This is a genomic window from Cellvibrio sp. UBA7671 (assembly GCA_002483145.1).
GTDB classification, from domain to species: Bacteria; Pseudomonadota; Gammaproteobacteria; order Pseudomonadales; family Cellvibrionaceae; genus Cellvibrio; species Cellvibrio fibrivorans.
The window spans coordinates 431,159-448,050 of record DLHJ01000003.1 but is presented as its reverse complement, the minus strand read 5'-3'; the positions used below and the strand labels follow the sequence as shown (position 1 = coordinate 448,050).

The 16,892-nt window shown below is 43.4% G+C and carries 21 protein-coding genes and 1 pseudogene; all 22 read right to left on the bottom strand.

Annotated features, from left to right (window positions below; genetic code table 11):
• Window positions 1-2: 2 nt before the first annotated feature.
• Window positions 3-1,295 (bottom strand): DNA adenine methylase, encoded by a 1,293-nt coding sequence (locus B4E62_RS04525; protein ID WP_331351224.1) that lies wholly within the window; start codon window positions 1,293-1,295, stop codon window positions 3-5.
• On the bottom strand, window positions 1,292-1,468 hold the full coding sequence (locus B4E62_RS04520; protein WP_414633250.1) for a helix-turn-helix domain-containing protein: 177 nt from the start codon (window positions 1,466-1,468) through the stop codon (window positions 1,292-1,294). Before B4E62_RS04520 ends, B4E62_RS04525 begins: the two co-directional genes overlap by 4 nt.
• 648 nt (window positions 1,469-2,116) lie before the next feature.
• Window positions 2,117-2,449: pseudogene (locus tag B4E62_RS04515) on the bottom strand (DEAD/DEAH box helicase); the annotation flags it as partial.
• Window positions 2,450-2,484: 35 nt separating this feature from the next.
• Window positions 2,485-3,771: a hypothetical protein gene (locus tag B4E62_RS04510; protein ID WP_331351222.1), complete on the bottom strand. Its 1,287-nt coding sequence runs from the start codon at window positions 3,769-3,771 to the stop codon at window positions 2,485-2,487.
• Between the two features lie 90 nt (window positions 3,772-3,861).
• Window positions 3,862-4,140 carry a hypothetical protein gene (locus B4E62_RS04505; protein ID WP_331351221.1) on the bottom strand — a complete coding sequence of 93 codons (279 nt, stop codon included), beginning with the start codon at window positions 4,138-4,140 and terminating at the stop codon, window positions 3,862-3,864.
• Window positions 4,141-4,148: 8 nt separating this feature from the next.
• Entirely contained in the window at window positions 4,149-4,571 is a 423-nt protein-coding gene (locus B4E62_RS04500; protein WP_331351220.1) for an antirestriction protein, read from the bottom strand.
• 110 nt (window positions 4,572-4,681) lie between these two features.
• Window positions 4,682-5,149, bottom strand: coding sequence for a JAB domain-containing protein (locus B4E62_RS04495; RefSeq protein ID WP_331351219.1), 468 nt, complete (start codon window positions 5,147-5,149; stop codon window positions 4,682-4,684).
• An 847-nt stretch (window positions 5,150-5,996) separates the two neighbouring features.
• On the bottom strand, window positions 5,997-6,818 hold the full coding sequence (locus B4E62_RS04490) for a DUF3577 domain-containing protein (protein WP_331351218.1): 822 nt from the start codon (window positions 6,816-6,818) through the stop codon (window positions 5,997-5,999).
• 445 nt (window positions 6,819-7,263) lie between these two features.
• Window positions 7,264-7,476, bottom strand: a complete 213-nt coding sequence (locus B4E62_RS04485) for a hypothetical protein (RefSeq protein ID WP_331351217.1) — start codon at window positions 7,474-7,476, stop codon at window positions 7,264-7,266.
• Window positions 7,477-7,489: 13 nt separating this feature from the next.
• Window positions 7,490-7,702 carry a hypothetical protein gene (locus B4E62_RS04480; RefSeq protein WP_331351216.1) on the bottom strand — a complete coding sequence of 71 codons (213 nt, stop codon included), beginning with the start codon at window positions 7,700-7,702 and terminating at the stop codon, window positions 7,490-7,492.
• 228 nt (window positions 7,703-7,930) lie between these two features.
• Entirely contained in the window at window positions 7,931-8,365 is a 435-nt protein-coding gene (locus B4E62_RS04475) for a hypothetical protein (protein WP_331351215.1), read from the bottom strand.
• Window positions 8,358-9,032, bottom strand: a complete 675-nt coding sequence (locus B4E62_RS04470) for a DUF2786 domain-containing protein (protein WP_331351214.1) — start codon at window positions 9,030-9,032, stop codon at window positions 8,358-8,360. The genes B4E62_RS04475 and B4E62_RS04470 overlap by 8 nt, the downstream gene beginning before the upstream one ends.
• Before the next feature lie 340 nt (window positions 9,033-9,372).
• The gene (locus B4E62_RS04465) at window positions 9,373-9,711 is read right to left on the bottom strand and encodes a hypothetical protein (protein ID WP_331351213.1); all 339 of its coding nucleotides are present in this window, start codon (window positions 9,709-9,711) and stop codon (window positions 9,373-9,375) included.
• A gap of 184 nt (window positions 9,712-9,895) precedes the next feature.
• Window positions 9,896-10,648 (bottom strand): complement resistance protein TraT, encoded by a 753-nt coding sequence (locus B4E62_RS04460; protein WP_331351212.1) that lies wholly within the window; start codon window positions 10,646-10,648, stop codon window positions 9,896-9,898.
• 57 nt (window positions 10,649-10,705) lie between these two features.
• Entirely contained in the window at window positions 10,706-10,891 is a 186-nt protein-coding gene (csrA, locus tag B4E62_RS04455; protein ID WP_331351211.1) for a carbon storage regulator CsrA, read from the bottom strand.
• Window positions 10,892-10,897: 6 nt separating this feature from the next.
• Window positions 10,898-11,329: a hypothetical protein gene (locus B4E62_RS04450; protein WP_331351210.1), complete on the bottom strand. Its 432-nt coding sequence runs from the start codon at window positions 11,327-11,329 to the stop codon at window positions 10,898-10,900.
• Window positions 11,330-11,578: 249 nt separating this feature from the next.
• Entirely contained in the window at window positions 11,579-12,547 is a 969-nt protein-coding gene (locus B4E62_RS04445; protein WP_331351209.1) for a DUF3365 domain-containing protein, read from the bottom strand.
• An 11-nt stretch (window positions 12,548-12,558) separates the two neighbouring features.
• Complete coding sequence (locus B4E62_RS04440) at window positions 12,559-13,116, bottom strand: hypothetical protein (protein WP_331351208.1); 558 nt, start codon at window positions 13,114-13,116, stop codon at window positions 12,559-12,561.
• 15 nt (window positions 13,117-13,131) lie between these two features.
• On the bottom strand, window positions 13,132-15,129 hold the full coding sequence (locus B4E62_RS04435; RefSeq protein ID WP_331351207.1) for a DNA topoisomerase: 1,998 nt from the start codon (window positions 15,127-15,129) through the stop codon (window positions 13,132-13,134).
• 20 nt (window positions 15,130-15,149) lie between these two features.
• Window positions 15,150-15,647 (bottom strand): single-stranded DNA-binding protein, encoded by a 498-nt coding sequence (locus tag B4E62_RS04430; RefSeq protein ID WP_331351206.1) that lies wholly within the window; start codon window positions 15,645-15,647, stop codon window positions 15,150-15,152.
• A gap of 254 nt (window positions 15,648-15,901) precedes the next feature.
• Window positions 15,902-16,432 carry a hypothetical protein gene (locus tag B4E62_RS04425; protein ID WP_331351205.1) on the bottom strand — a complete coding sequence of 177 codons (531 nt, stop codon included), beginning with the start codon at window positions 16,430-16,432 and terminating at the stop codon, window positions 15,902-15,904.
• Between the two features lie 15 nt (window positions 16,433-16,447).
• Complete coding sequence (locus B4E62_RS04420) at window positions 16,448-16,876, bottom strand: hypothetical protein (RefSeq protein ID WP_331351204.1); 429 nt, start codon at window positions 16,874-16,876, stop codon at window positions 16,448-16,450.
• Between the last annotated feature and the right edge of the window lie 16 nt (window positions 16,877-16,892).

Sequence of the window (16,892 nt, the reverse complement as noted above, 5' to 3'; positions counted from 1 at the left end):
ACCTACTTCTTGCAAACTATTTGAATTTCTTTATCTTCTTTTTTGTTAACTACGGAGGCAATATTATTGAATTGACGATATGTGTGCGCAAATTCAATGAGATGTACATTTTTTCCATAGAATTTCCGAGAAAGATCAAGAAGCTTATCTAGTGAGATCATTCTCTCATTGCCTGTGGCTGAGTTTTTCGATAACGAATAACTTAGTATTAATGATGAATCATATTTTTTTGATAATAAAAAAATATCTTCAAATGCTTCATGGGCTGTTTTTTTTGAGCAAAACTTGGATTTAAATCTATCTACAGGATAAATTCCCCTAGTGACCTTTCCATTCACTAATTGAAGTTCGGGAAATTTGTCTTCAGATAGCACCTCCGGAATATGGTAAAAGCGAGAGTATTGCTGAGCCGTATAAGGCGGATCTGCATATATCAAGTCAATTTTTTCAAGCTTTCTATTTTTAACTAATGATTCCAAATTTTCATTCGTTGCATATGAGTCATTGTTTTTTGATTCTGACTTTATTTTTACAAGCTCTTTAACTTTAATTTTAAATGTTTCCAAAACATCATAAGATCTATCTTGAATTATTCTTTTGGATATGAAAGGTAGATTTTTTTCTGTCTTTATTAAATGAGGCTGCGCAAAATGTTTTCCAGCTGAAAAAACTGACTGAGAGATGGTCGAAAAAAGAGCTGTCATTAATAATGAATACTCATAAAGTGTTATATTTTTTTTGCGAATAAGATCAAATATTTTTGACCGTATTAAATCAATATGCTTGGCCTGATTAAATCCAAAATAAGTACCTGAATAGAGGAGCACTGCCGTGTTCTTCCACTTTTCGGTTTCGTTTAATGATGCTATAAGGTTTAATCTTTTTTTATCCCAATCCATTAATGTTTCGATATTTTGCTTAATTAGGACAGTGGGATCTTTCTTATTGATTGCATTTTTTTCTGCCGATATTTTTTTCTCGATTCCATGAAGTTCGCTATCTGAATTTACAAATCTAGATAACAGTTTTTCAACATTCGAAAGCTGATGATTAGAAATTAAGGCATGCGTAATTAGGAACGAAAAACGTAACGCATCATTACCGATGACCTTCAATCCTTTAGCATGCAAAGTTTGTGAAACGACTGAAGAGCCGGAAAACAGATCCAAGCAAGTTCCATTGGAGCCCAGCAAATAATCGGTGGCCTCTATAATGGCTGGTAACGTTCTTATTTTTGCCCCCAAATACTGGACTGGCCTGTAAATTGATAGGCCATCGATGTCTTTAAGGGTCAACGTCCGGCTCCTCCCGAATTTTTGTTCTTAATTACCCAATCATTTAGCTCAGAAGGTTTCACTCTCCACACCTTTCCTAACTTATATGCAGGTAATTCACCGTTTGTAACCCATCGATATACGGTCCGTTCATTTACGTTTAAACATTCCGCAACTTCTTTTAACGTTATCATTGTTTCTTCGTTTTCGGCGATCATATAGATAGTAACCAATGGATATTGACGATCTTTAATGTACTTTAATGTACATTAAACATGTGCGAATTACGAGCTTTACCCAAGAATCGTCTTATAAAAATTCCAAAATATGACACTGACTTTTTTCAGCAGGAGTGTTTTTTACTCAAAGTTAAGGAAGCTATGTGCTGTTGTGAGTAAATTTTCGATACTCGATAACCTTAAAGAGGATTGCCCCGCTTGGTGACTAAGTTGCTTAAGGTGTTCAATCGAATGCGATCTTAATATCTCAAGGTGATGCGGCCTTCTAATTACTTTCTGAGAGTTCACTATTCCTAACATCTAACTAGTCGGGATTGTAAATTTTTGACAGAAATAAATGCCGCTCTTTCTTAGTATTCATGCTGGCTTGGTAGCCAGTCGATGGAAACAAAGCAAAAAATACATACACTCAAAAATTACCAAACTGCACTGTATCATTGAAAATCTATAGTCGATAACTCCAAACGAGTCCGATTGGAACGATACTGGACTGCTTTTCTTGACGGTTATATCTGGTCATTCGCGCGAAAAGCTAATTCAAGCAATAATTCACAGTTGTTTCGGGTAGAAAAAACCCTCCGAAGAGGGCTTAATTTTAAACAATTACGCAGCTATCAAATCCCTGGCCATCGCCATTTCAATACTGTCCCCGCGCTGATTGAGTGAATCCAAGCCTGACTCCGGAATATCTCCAGAGGTAGATTGGCTTACCGCAATCTTCTCAGCCATCAGCGCTAAACAACGGCTTTGGGCTGATTGGGCATAACCCAAGAATACGACCTCTACTCCCTGTTGCTGACCAATTCGCCAGGAGCGGCGAGCGGCTTGCATTAGGGTGTAGACGTTGTAACCCGTTTGCATAAAGACGATGGACGGGAACTCCAGCAGATCCAGACCGGTTTTCACCAGCTCGGGGTTGCAGATGAGTACCTCTAAAGCCCCCGATGCAAAAGCAATCGGGGGCAAAAGAATTAACGCGTTCTAACAAAAAACAGAATTGAATTTACACCAGTCGCCTTGAGAGTCATTTCATGACCAATCAATGCTCCCTCCAATTCTGCACGACTACAAATTGGCTGGCTTCCAAAATACACTGCACCACTGATAGCAGCGCTTTCCAGATCATCGTAGCTGTCAGTAAAAATACAGGCAACTTGGCCGCTACAACTTTCTAAAGGGTCTATTGAATAAATTAAATCCCAATCAGCTGTAACAAATTGCTCGGTATGAAAACCCCGGAGGCAACGGAACACAGGGAGATCATTAGTTGAAAATTCACTCTCAGTGGTCACTTCAGAAGACAGAGGCAATAACTCTTCTGCAGATTCATCCTCCTCACCGATAACGACTAGCGGAAAGTGCAAGACCTTCCATGAGTAGAGCATGGAAAGCTCGCTTGCATATTCTTCGGCGAGAGCATTAGATGAAAAGTCACCAACACACTCGATGCCGCCTCCAACACAATGCAAATACACGCTGTATAGCTCAGGGTTCTCATCGTCAACTTCGTAATGTGTCCCATCAGGATCATCTGCGTCGTTGATGTTGCGAACTCCATGAACTTCAATAGCATCATAATTGGAAGGGTTGACCGCAATTATTGAATCAGCATACTTACTATTTACTTCAGAAGACTCGGGCAATAACTCATCTGCCAGGTCAATATCCTCATCCTCATCCTCATCCTCATCCTCATCCTCATCCTCATCCTCATCCTCATCCTCCTCCGGAAATAGATCATCTGCATGAAATCGAAGTACATCCCAATTAATGCCAACCTCAGCATTGTGACAACGATCAGCAGCTTGTAAAACTGCACCGGCTTGTTCATCCGTTAAGTCGGGCCTGATAGATTGAATATCTTCCACACACCACTCAACCGCGATGGAAGTAATGCTTTCAGGTTGTTTTACTATGGCCTTTCCACCGGGATAAAACAAACGTCCCAAAGCCATCAGCTGACCATCCGTGATCTCATCCATGCAATCCTGGATTTCATAAAAATCCTCTGGTTCGCATGCTTCACGCGCGCAATCTTCAAGAAAGCTACGGTTATATTGATTTAGTGTATTAGTCAACGAATTACGAAATGCAATCCAGTTACGCACCAGTAAAGCATTGACCTCTTCACCAAAATAAACACTACTGCAGGGCTTCATATCCCATTGCTCAATCCAATCCAACATTGCTCCGAAATCGGAAGCCAAGGCTTCTTTACCGGCAATCAGGTCATATTGAGCACGAATTGTGTGAGTCATAAAATTCTCCCGAGAAAATAAGAAAGCCCGGAAGAATCCACTCCCGGTGGGAAGTAAATTCCCACCGGGCGGATTAGTAAAAATTGAAATTTAACGATGAATATGGTTACTGATTTTGCTTAAGTCCAAATCAAATCCAGAACCATCATTGTGATACTTCAATACAAAAGCATCGATAAAAAATTCAAAATACTCATAGGTGGCAAAATCTGCACACCAAACCCAGTCTTGATCGCCATTGCTTGGACGCATGTAAACACCAAACAAGTTTGGCGTTAAGGCTGGGTCAGGTGATGTCGTTTCAACCACATCACCCGTATTTTGATTAATAAAGCACGCACGAACCTCGATCTGCACACGATCACTCATACTTCACCTCAATCGATGGCACAAAGAATTCGATTAACCTCAGGATGCTCACTCACAAAAGTACGCAGCAGGTGATACAACTCGATGAGATAGTCTGTTTTATGCTGGTTAGCCAATTGGCCAATAGCAAACATGTTTACTACCAGGCTTGCTGCATCCGCCGTCATCTCGCCTTCAAAACCATTGCTGGCTATGGACAAATAGAACCGGGCATTTGAATTCAGCGACATGTAAAAACCACCATTGCTCAAATCAAAAAATTCCCAGTATCCGCCTTTGTAGTTATCTGAAAATACTTCCAAATAACGATACACAAGTGACTCGAACACTAGGAACATACCAGGAAAGCGCTTTGGCAGTGTGGCCGCCCGCAAATGACCTGGAACAACGGTAGCGACTATTTTTGATTGTGAAGCAGTAGCTGTACTCATGATGATTCTCCTTGGATAAAAAAAATGAAAACCCATTGGAAAATCATCACGCCCGAAGCGGGAATGAATAATTCCCGCTGGGGTAAGAGTGGCGTAAGCCTTGATTGAAATTACAACAAACCACGTTCTGCAAATGAGGTGGATTCGGTACCTGATACAACGAAGTGATCCAACACACGAACATCTACAAGCTCTAAAGCAGTTTGCAACCGTTGTGTAATTCGTTGATCAGCTTGGCTTGGCTCCACAACACCACTTGGGTGATTGTGTGCAAGCAAAACGGCGGCAGCGTTATATTTGAGAGCTGCCTTAAGCACCTCTCTTGGATAAACACTGGCTCCGTCGATCGTACCCATAAACAGATCTTCAGCAGCAATTAAACGATTTTGATTGTCCAGAAATATTACGCAGAATATTTCGCGCTCTGCTCTGCCCAATCTCATCATTAAATACTGCCTGACTAGGTCAGGGCTGGTTAACAATGTATCGCGCTGCTCCATCATGGATTCCATAATGTGTTTTGCTGCATTGATGACTTCATCGGCTGTCGAGTAATTAAATGCTTGTTGGTTACCCATCGTCTTTCTCCACAAAAAAAGCCCGTGAAGAAAATTGACTCCCGCTGGGAATGAATTTTCCCAACGGGCTGTTTGACTGAAAGGGATTAAACCCTGATTGAAGGTAAGTGCCACCTTGCGGTGAGATCATCATAGATACGAATGTATCGCTGCACTTATGGATGATCGTTATTAAGGTCAGCGTGTGACGCTGGACTTAAAACGAAAAACGATGAACTAGTTGTCTGTATAACAAAAAGCTAGTGCATCATTTCTCAAGAAATATGCGCGTCCATGCGCAGTGCTTTGTTTGTTTTGACGGGTCGGATCTCAACAAACCATTAATCGCGCACAGTCAATTCTGCACAACGATGCCGCCTATTTTGATGCGGGCGGGCGCACTTTTGAGGGATTGTGAGCAATGCTCTGATAGGGCGCCACAGTAAGAAAATTTACTTGGCTATGGCGCTGTGTCAAAGCACTGCGTCCTGATAAAGAGTGACCCTAATACCGACGCCGAAGCATCAATAGTAAGGTCACTGTTTTGATGGAGTGTTTCGCATCTCACTGCGAAAGGCATTCTGGGGGCAGATAGAATCATGTTGAGGACGCCAGCAAGACGTACATGATTCAACCCAGCTTGAAGATACGAGGAGGCGTTAGCCTACGGACGTTTAACCTCGATTGGTCCGCCAAACCCCGAAGGGCTAAGGGGCGCGGAGGCAGCCGCGTCTGGAGTTCGTAAATCATATCACAGTCATCCTGGTATTTTCGAATGGCTCTGATATGACGCCTTCAGAGATGGTTTACACCATCCCTAAAAGCATCAGAAACACTGATAGTACACTCTTACCTTGCGACTGCTGCCTTACTGCTGGCGTTGGTTGCTTGGTTGCTGACTGTCTTGATGGTGCCGACCTGGGAGGCCGACTGGTTGACTCGGGGGATTGCTTTGCTGCTTTGGGGCAGTTGGCATCCTCCAAACATTATCGTTACTGGAAAATGTATATCCTGCATCATTCAAAGCTTGGCGCTTCTCATTGATAGCTGGATCGCTATTTTCCACTTTAATGGTAGCCAGGTACCACGCTATCTTTTCGCCATTCCAACGATACCCGGAGTCTTTCAAACGTTGCTTGGTTACTTCAAAGTTAGCTTCGTTTTTATCCAGGGTAACCATCAACGGCAAATCAAAAAGTGAAGGACTATTTTGTGGCTGGTGATTCGTTGCAGATTGATTTGCATTCACACCAAAGTCAGTGGTCGTTTCTTTCTTCAGGTCAATCGTAATGTCACCGACCTTTAACGCAATGAGTGAAATAAGTTTGGCCTGCCAATTAACGCCCAACTGACCTGCACGGCTACTGTTATTTCCGTAGATAAAAGGTTCTACTTCAAGATCAGAGATTCGTGCAGTAACAAAAACCCGAGAGCCTTCCATATTCAATTGGTTGGCATGAGGTTTCAATATCTCGACAACTTTGGGGTTGGCGATGGATATGCTGATATAGGTTTTCCGAGGGTTTTCTGGATTACCTTCTAATTTGCAGAAGGTGGTTGTCCAGAATGGTTTAAATGTTTGACCGGGAGAAGGTTTAACTTCTTTCAGGCCATTCAGGTAACCGCATGCTTCGGTGTGAGCATTGAACCAACGGATTTTTTGATCGGCAATATTATTTGAGTGTGACATGGTATTTCTCCTAGCTAGGGATGAAAAAAGAAAACCCCAGTGAGAAAAACACCACGCCCAATGGGAGTGTGTTTCCCAGTGGGGTGAGTATAGGATCAGGCTTTCGCCGCGCTATCGTAGGAGTAAACTCCGCAGATCCAGTGGATAGCTTTTTAAGGGCAGCTTAGGCTGTACTTAAATCTTTATTCCGCAGCCTTCTCGATGAAAAGGCTCTGGAATAAAACCCACTCATTGAGTGGGTAAAGTTTGAGATGGCCAAGGTTTTACTTCGATAGCATGACCAGGAAACTCTGCAAGATAGTCTTCGGGTGTTGCGTGTAATACCTCGGTTATTGACTCTTCTCTTTTCGCCCAAAAGCAAATTGAAATTGCCCCATCTGCAAGTTTGTCTACACGAGTGATATTACCGACGTAGTGATCTGGAAATGGCGTCATATCAGTTTACTCAAGGGTGAATTACATCTTTCAGTTTTGCGATCACAGAGTTCAGTAATTGCAATTCGTCTTGGTTCAAAACGTCCACGCCACGATCGTAAGCCTTTAAAACGGCTGCAGACTCATCACGAGTCACATCAATTGAGCACTTCATATCTCTGGTGAGATCCTGATAGTAATCAAGCCCCTTGGGGGAAAATAAATTGGCAATATGACTTGTCATAATTTCATCTCCACTAAGGATGAAGTCTTTGTGTCCAGGTTTGATTTTTTAAGGCATACCATGCTTCTGATTCGGCATGCCAATATTCTACGGACTCCCGCGAATATGGGCCTTCATCGGTCGATGTTCCGATATAAAATCCGGCACGCGACTTGAGAACTTCCAGCGGAAGCAACGGACCACAAGATTGTGCGGCCAAAGAACCAAAAGGTGAGTTTTGTGACATGAGTTAGGTCTCCTGGAAAAAAGGGAAACCTACCCAGAGGATAAGTTATCCCCGTGGGTCGTTGATGTAGGCGTAAAAGCCTTATTGAATGTAGGCACCGTCTTTCGACGTAACCACTCTGTGTGCCTTTGGTGGTTGATATAGATCCAGCTAAAGCTGAAGTCCAATTAAGTTTACTTGAACAGGTCAAGAATTCAACGGAATTGCTTAAAATATCTGAACGAATTCCTAATACCCATAAAGTTCTTCACGCGCACGATCGAGAGCTTCTCTTGCTTCTGCTGCCAAAGCTTCTTCATTATCGATCTCGTGATAGGCTTTAAAATACGTAATGAAGCGGAAAGCATCTTCTGTCTGTAATGGTTTCGAAAAGATGTACGCATTCTGCAGCGCGCTATCCATCCAAGCCTCATAAATCAATCCGTTCTGCGCAGAATTCTCGCATAGCTGGCGCAATTCCTCTAAAGATACAAACGCAGACTTTTGCCCGAGCATTAATGCCAGATAGGGTGATAGCTTTCCGTCGATACGAACCAAATCGGAATCTTTGGGTTGAATGCCCAAGATGGAAAATTCCATCGATGACCGCATCCAGGATTGAAGGTTGCTTAGGAAAAGTTTGTCCTCTTCAGTTAGGAGGCTAGCTTGCATTTTTTCAGCCATGGGAAATCCCCATTCTTTGATCCTGACCCATAGCTCGATGTAGCTTCGCACTCTGTCCTGCTTTATAACCCGCGTAGGCCGCCGATCGATCTTTGTTAGTAACTTTCTTTGGCTCTAACTTATAGGTACTAATTTCCGAAAGGTTCTTTTGAAAGTAAGCTTCAATTAATGCGGTCGTTTCAGGGTCAACTTGCGCGAACCTGGCAACAGTTGAATACACCGCGCTAACCCAGTTCTCCGCAAATATTTCACCCCTGCGTCTCTTGGTCGCGAGCTTGCAGCGCGATAAGGTGGCTACATATCCGGTTCGTGCAAATTTCAATTGGGTTTGTAAAACGGTGAACGCATATTCACAAAACTCTGATGCATTGCCAGTGCCAATAAAAACAACCTGGGAGCCATGAACGGATGAACGAGTAATAAGACTACAAGAGAACGCTTTGGCACATGCCTGCGCTAGCGACAGTAACCAAACAGGAGGGCGCTTACCTGCGTAGCTACTTGTTGTATTAACTTCGGATGCCTGCACGTCAAGCATTTCCAGCTTATGTGCCTCCATAAGCTTCCTGGCCTGGCGCCATGCTGTTTCTGCTTCATGTGGATTAGATGATCCAGCTAACGCAAGGCACTTCTTAATTTTTTCTAAAATTTTAGAATTCGTTGTCATTGCGTTTACTCCAGGGCGTCCAGGTCGCAAACGTTCCCAATTGCTGGATGGCTAATAATTACCTCTATCAACTCGTCCTGGTCAGAGTCCAGTGCACTCTCTATCAGTTCCAGTCGGTGGATCTCGTGATCTACAGACATAGCGGTTATAGCCCAAGGTTTCCCGTCTGGTTCAGTGAACAAAGATTGCAGTCTATTATTCTCCTCCAAAAAATCTTCTGGACTATTGATGGTGTAAACGACTGTTAGGTATTGTGGTTTCGGTTGTTGTGAGGTCATTTCAATTACCGGAATTTAATAAAAAATGGGATTTTTTAGGGCATATAGAATTTTTTTGATATTCATAGTTGATCGCTTTTACGTTTTTGAAATATCCGATAGACACTCAAAGTGACGATGGTTGCCAAACCCAAACAAAACATCCAAACCATAAAACGCTCGATAAAAGATGACGTTTTAAGCGGTGCTGGGTTTGCTTTTGTCTCAGGCGATTTAGCCTGCAATGAATTATCACCAGTTGCTTGCCTTGCTAAATCGACCACTAAAATTTGATCCACTTCATCTCGAAAATCAGATAGTTGTTGGCGTGTTGGATTCGGAGTGTCTTTCAGGAAAACAACGAGCTTGCTCTTGACCTCTTCTGATGAAGAGTTATTAACCTGAGAAATTATATTTGTCATATCTTCACTAGAGGCGGGGCTCTTAAACCATATGGTCGAGGCGATGACGAGAATGCAGACTAGGATGAATATGTGAGGAAAATTCATTTTTATATCTCCTGATGTAAATGACTCATGTCAACGAAATTTGGGTTAAAAAAAGCCACCCCGAAAGGTGGCAAAGACTGATCACGCTAGCGATCAATTAAAAAAATCCACTCATCGCGGCCGCAGTTTTGGAGTAAATCGGTGATGCAGCTTCTTCCAATTTCAAGTTAGCCTTATTTGCTGTGGTGACGATGCGCGTGCGGTACTCTTTCATATTGCTGGTTTCGTCTACCTGTTGGTTGGTGTAACCATCGTCTGAAACCTTGGTGGAAATATCAGTGGCCCGTTTAACTATCACACCACTTTTCGTACGCTCTTTGATTTGCACATCACACACCAACATGTAGGTCACATCTTTAACCAGGGCACCACTGATCATGTCAACACCAGCACCTACCACACCACCGGCGACAGCACCTTGCCAGTCACCCTTGGCAGCACCACCAATCGCGGCACCGGCGAGGATGCCACCACCTTCATACCCACGATTGAGCGCTTGTGCTGAGGCGCTAGGGGAAGCCTTCTCCAGGTTCAGTACAAATGCGGACAAGATAAACTGTGCCTGCTCTGGGTCATCGATAATCCTGTAGTTATTGTCGTTTGTTGCAAAGCTATCTTTAAGCAGTTTTTTGAAAATGGCACGATCAAATTCCTGCACACCACTTTTCACATCCACATAAATAGTTCGTTTCGCAGGAGCTACGGGTTCAATAAAAATGGCTGTGCTTGTTTTGGTTTGCACATCCAGTTCCTTTTTTGTTAAGGCTGTATTGGTGGCAGCACAACCGGTCAAAAGGGTAAGGGCAGCAGCTGAACCAATTGAGATAATATTTTTAAACAATGGGGCCATAATCAACTCCGTCGATGTATTAGGGTAAGGGTGAAATAGTTAATTTAATCAGATGACTTACAAGCGCTTTTTACTGGAGCGCTCTTGTTGTTTTCTCTCATGGATCTCTTCTCGATCGACCTCTATGTCTTTTGGTGCATCGATGCCAATTCGTACTTGGTTGCCGTTTACGCCCATGACTCTCACTCGAATGTTGTTGCCAATTACAACCGTTTCGTCTGGTCTCCGGGTTAGAATTAACATGCTTGATCACTCCTTTAGGTTATTGGTATTTACAGCGTTTTCGTTCATCTCAAACCACACCGCACGATGCAGATTATCCGTTCGTAATATCCATGCCTCACCCGCAATCGTCTGTAATGCCTCCGCTAGTCGGATAGGACCCATCACACGAACTACTGCAGGCAACGGCAGGCTGTTTAATAACTGGTCCTGGCTATCAGGGCTTTGCCACTTAAATCCTGATCCCATTAGGGTTTCCTTAATCGCATCACCGACCGTAAGAACTTCTTTGCCAAATGAGAGGGTTGTTATCGCCATCAACGGACGCTGTTGATCACTGGTGGCTTCAATTTTGGTGAGGGTATAGCGATCAGTTCGTGCCACTTCATTAAGTGCGCTTGCCACTTGCGATGCTGTTCCGATCGCAAAAACACATATCAGTAAAAATAGGTTTCTCATATTGATTCCTTAATGGGTAGATTTTCTAGGTTGCGACGCATTGGAAATTTTGGTTGATGTTTTTGCCGCGTCTTTCCACAAAAACCACAACAACAGCACAAAAAAGAACAGCGCACCAATAACGCCAATAAGGGCATGTACTGGATACAGTAAAATAAATAAAAGGTTTGCTATTACCAGGCTTGAATAGATCACCAGGCGCAAGGTCTTTGCATTAAGCAAAAAATCATGGTTTTTAGGTTCCATTTTTTAATCTCTCACCGCGTTGGTTTTGGGTTGTGACTTTGAATGCTTTGCAGCTTTTATGTAGGCATTAAGTTGTGCGTAAGTACCTTCTACTATTCCTGTCATCTTCGCGGCGGCTTTTATCAAGATAAATACCTCATTGCGGGTGTTGTCCGGGATGGCTCTCGCATCAACACCGATAGGCGTCCCTCGTTGGTACGAACCAATTCGCCTAGCAATGCTAGAAATATTTTTTGACTGAAGGTAAACAAAAAGGAGAATGGCAATGATGGGTAGCAATAAAAGCAGAACAAGAGGGGCGTTTATCAAAGTTGATAGCATCTCCCATTTGTTGAAGTCGATGGTAACTGCTATAGCACCCGCCAAATCACCTGCCTTGTAGTTGTAACCATTTGTGGTTCCATAAGCATTACGAACAGATTCCGGCGCTTTCGCAGGATCACCATGGCATGCGATGCAATTTTCGCTATGAATTACCGGTTCAATAAATTCATATTGGCTATCGTTATGACGAGAAATACTGTGAATATTTTTTCCATTAGTTTTATCGCGGGTCATTTCGCGTAGTGCTTTAGCTTCAAAACCCATCGCCAGGTTCTCTGGATTAGTTGGGTTAAGTGAAACCATCCGAAAGGATGCAGGAAACTTGTTGGACAGGCCTTTGTCAGAAAACTCTTTCTGTACTCTCGCCGGGTTTTTGGAATAGAAAAACACGCCATTACCCGCATCAATTTTATCTAGGTAGCGCTCATTGAAATCAGGACCGGCTTTAACCCACATGCCACCATGTCCCGATATTAATTGACCTAAGGTATTTACATTGTCTACAACGGTACGCGCCTGAATCTCCAGTTGCTGTTGCGTCAATCTATTGAGAAGTGACGATATTCCGAAAAACCACAATACAAACAGCATCAGAAAGAGAAAGCCGACCTGAGTCAAAATCGATCGATTGATTAGAAAGTTAAGCATGCTGCACTCCGTCAGTTGAATAATTGTTGTTCATAGGGGATTAGCTTTTCCCAGATATCTTCCATAACAGAAAGGCTTACCCGGATATTTAACAAAGGGAAAAAAACGGCCTTCTTTTGTGATTCATCCAGAAGATTCAAATCATCTATGCGCAGCGTTGATTGGGACAGTAGTGGAGCATCCTCGCGCAGCTGTTTAATCTGGCTGCTAATACTGATGTAGGCCTTGTTATGTTCAAGAAAATGCTCTTGAACGACCTGGGCGCGAATTAGGTCTAACCGATCAGCATTAAGCCTTGCTCCTCGCTGTTTATACTCCCTGACCAAATAGCGACTTATGTTGCTGTTATAAACAGTGAGTTCGGAGTGGAATGTTTGTAGCGATCGATCAAGCTTATCGTGGTTTCCAGAGGCGGCAAATGAAATCAATGTCCCGTCAAATCCTAAAATCCGATTTCTGCTAGCAGGAAATGGATTGAACGAATTTATTTTTACTGGTTTCAAGCGTAGTACTTTTTGCGTCTGCGACGCTGTCAGCCGTTCGCCAAAAAATATTGAAATAAAGTCCATCACAATCTCCACAAATTAATGAAGCCAGCTGAATAAACGACAGTTTGGAAAGTTGCTGCAGCCAATAAACGATCGGCCTACATTTTTTCCTTCTTTAATTTTTTTTACGGAGGCAGTTCCAGTCTTGCATTCAGGGCATTTATCACCAGGCATACATTGTTTGCGGGAGACTGCCGTGTTAGTTGATGGTTGCGTCGATGCCGATGATGGAGCCTTGGATGATTTAGCGATTGGTGCTGCAGCCAGACTTGGCTTCATACTTGCCAAATGCTCCTGTGCTTTACTGGATAGATCAGAGGACTTAAATCGCTCCAGCTCTTGCTGAAGTGCTTCAAAAGCAGTGTTTACAACTGGAAGGTATTCTGCTTTGCGCTGTGCAATTAAATCGAATTCCATTTCAATTTCAGCTGTATATGAATACTCCATAAAACTGAATTTTTTATCGAGCGCGTTAACCATTGCTGTACCAAATGGCAATGGGGTTATTTGCAGGGTCTTTTTGTTGCGATCAACATAGTTGAGTTGCAATATCCGCTCTATGGTTGAGGCGTATGTGCTTGGTCTACCAATACCTAGCTTTTCCAGTTTTTCAACCAGGGTTTTTTCGGTATAGATGCTTGGTGCTTCAGTGAGCTTCGTTTGAAGTGTCACTGAACGTGGCGTCAATGATTCGTTAGAGGATAATTCCGGTAGGGATGAAGGGGTAAGCTTTTCCTCATTCTCACTATCCAAATCGGAAGTCGCCGCTTTCGCCTCATTATTTTGTTTAAACAGATTTGCGGCCGCGCGCCAGCCGAGGTGCTTCACTCGAAGCGCCTTGCTGATAAAAGAATCCTTGGCTCCATTTTCGAACGTTATTGCGGTGGAAAGATTCTCCCCATCTGATAACTGCGATTGCAGCGTTATCATCCACACGAGTTCGTAGACTGCTTTTAACAGGGGATCATCAATACCTGCGGCACCAGGACTTGATAGCTCAATATCCGTCACACGTAAGCACTCATGCCCCTGCTGTGCGTTAGCCGCCAATTTGACTTCGCGGATTGTTCCAGGCACCGGCAATTGATTACGTAACGCAAATGCCCGGATATCAGCCGCAAAGTCAGCGGACATGGTGGGGCTATCAGTACGGTGGTAGGTTATTAATCCAGCCTCAAACAACTTTTGCGCCGAATCCATCGCAGCTTTGGTTGTCATCCTCAGCGCAGCACCCATCAAACGAATGTAGGAGCTGGTTATTAGCGGTTTAGGTGCAGGCACTCTGCGAGGCGTGCTCGCGACTTGAGTGACTTTGAGGGTGTGTGTACGAGCGATAACTGCATTAGCGAGGTTTACATCCGTAACCAACTCGCCGGTTTTTAATGCGTGCTTCCAGACGGCTTCAAACTCGATGCCCGCCTTTACCAGGGAAACAACTACACCAAAGTGCTTCACTGGTTTAAATGCATCTATCTCGCGTTGACGCTCATCGACTAGTTTTACCGCTACGGATTGAACTCGACCAGCTGAGGAAAACGTATTAACGCCAATGGCCTTAAACTTTCTGGTTAACTCAGGAGAAACCAGGTAACCCACATAGCGATCCAGAACACGTCTAGCTTCCTGGGCACGCACCAAAGGCCAATCAACATTGCGCTTGGCCTGAATAGCACCTTCGATTGCCTTCTTGGAAATTTCGGTGTAGGTAATGCGGGAAATTTTATTGCTGAATGCCTTACCCAATGTATTAACAACATGTGCCGCAATTGCCTCCCCCTCACGATCTGGGTCAGTCGCAACATAAATGATATCGGCATCCTTGGCCGCTGCTTTTAGCTGCGTAACTACCGATTGTTTACCTTCCGATACAACATATTCCGGTTGGTGTTTAGGCGGCTCTACACCCATGCTCTCGCGGGGCAGATCTTTAAAATGCCCAACAGTTGCAATCAGTTTGAAGTCGGGAAAATATCCACGAATTTTCTTCGCTTTATTTGGTGACTCAACAATCATCAACACACGTTGTTGTGGCATGACTCAGCTCCCTGTAAGTCTTAGCGACCTGATTGTTGTGCGTAATACTCGGCTTCAGTTTGTGTGTTATCGACATTGCCAGCAGTATCAATAACTCCATCAGCATCAGTACCGGTACCAGCGGGAAGGGGTTTGGTTTTACGAGGGGTAAAATTGACTGACTCAATACCCAACAGAGAAAGGCCAACATGCGATGCGCTGATGTTGGTCGAAGTCAGTACCTGCCCGGTACGCTCACCTTTGGTGGCAATAAATTCATCCTGCGATTGCTCGCCGATCACAAAAACACGTACACCTGATTTCAAAACCTTGTGTGCGCTCTCGGCGCGCTTGCCCCAAAAGCTTACGCTTGCCCAAAATCCACCGTTATCTTCGTACTCACCCGATTCAGCATTCAGCTTGTCGTAAGAAAAACGCACATCAAATTCCAGTACGGGCTTTTGTGCTCCCTTAACTGAAATGTATTTCAATACAGGATCACGGCCAATATTGCCTTCGCCAAAAAAGAAATTCTTCATAACTTATCATCCATAGAACATAGAAAAGAGTTGGGATACAACCGCTTTATCTTCCAAGGATTAACGTGCAATAAAAAGCCGATAATCCACATTGGTCTGTGCAATTAAACTTTCATTTTTTATGCGAAAAAAAGGCGCTTATGCAGCGCCAAGGAAAGACAATGTTGTTGCGTCGGATTGTTGAGGGTCCTGCAACAATTGCAGTGTATTAGGAGGGAGTAATTAATGCGGCAATCAAAACGTATAAGGCGTGTTCAAAATTCATCGAGTGAACGCTTGCCTATTATTTTTTCAGTAATGGTGTCAAACATCGATAAATCGGTATAACGAATAATCCAGCGTCCTGCGCGGCTATTGCCTTTGTCCGCAGTAATCTGAATATCTAATCCGGAGAGAGACGATAGCTGATCGGATAATCGTTCAAGCTCTCTCACTAATTGCTGGTCATCATTTTGTCGCAATGAACTGCGAAAGTTTTTAACACTGGTGTGTTTTGCTAAAGCTTTGCGCGCAGCGGCCTCTTGCTGCTCCTCGGGTAGTCCTGCAATTGCCCTTGCCAATGAAAAGGTAATTTTTTCAGAGAGGAATAAATCTTTTACAGATTGAGTTAACTTTCGGTGTAACCTTGCGTGATGACGTACCGTGTAGTCACTAAGAGTTGATTTTTTGGCTATCTCAGAAGCTTTTAATCCTTCATCCAGCAGCTCGGCGATAAGTCGGTACTGCTCAGTCACCAGTGAAGACTGTTTAAGTTGACCGAGTAACTTCTGCTGGTAGAGTCCCACAATAAATATCTGTTTTTAGCATAGGTTTGATTTAGTGAAAACTGGATCAACAGTAGTTGAACGCTCCTTTGCAATTGCAATCGGTGCATCAAGCCAACTTTGATTTCCAAGGTCAAGGTGTGCAAATCGTTCCTTGGCTTCAATGAGCGCGTTCATCACTATTCTCCAGTCTCCATTTTCAAGTTCGCGCGGCGTCATGGCCATTACTTGATCGGAAAATTTGCTCATAGCATGCTCCTCATATTTGCGATCAACAATATCAATATAGATTTTCCCGACGAAATGAGTTGCCGAAAATAAGACGGGCAAAATCATGTAAATAAAAGAGAGAAAGAATTTACCTTCAAGGTATGCAGTGCTCCATGAGACAACGGCGGGAATTTGTTGAACTGCAAAAACAACAATGAGAAGTAATATTGAATTTATTAAGTCACCATTTTTCATAATTGCAGCCCATAAT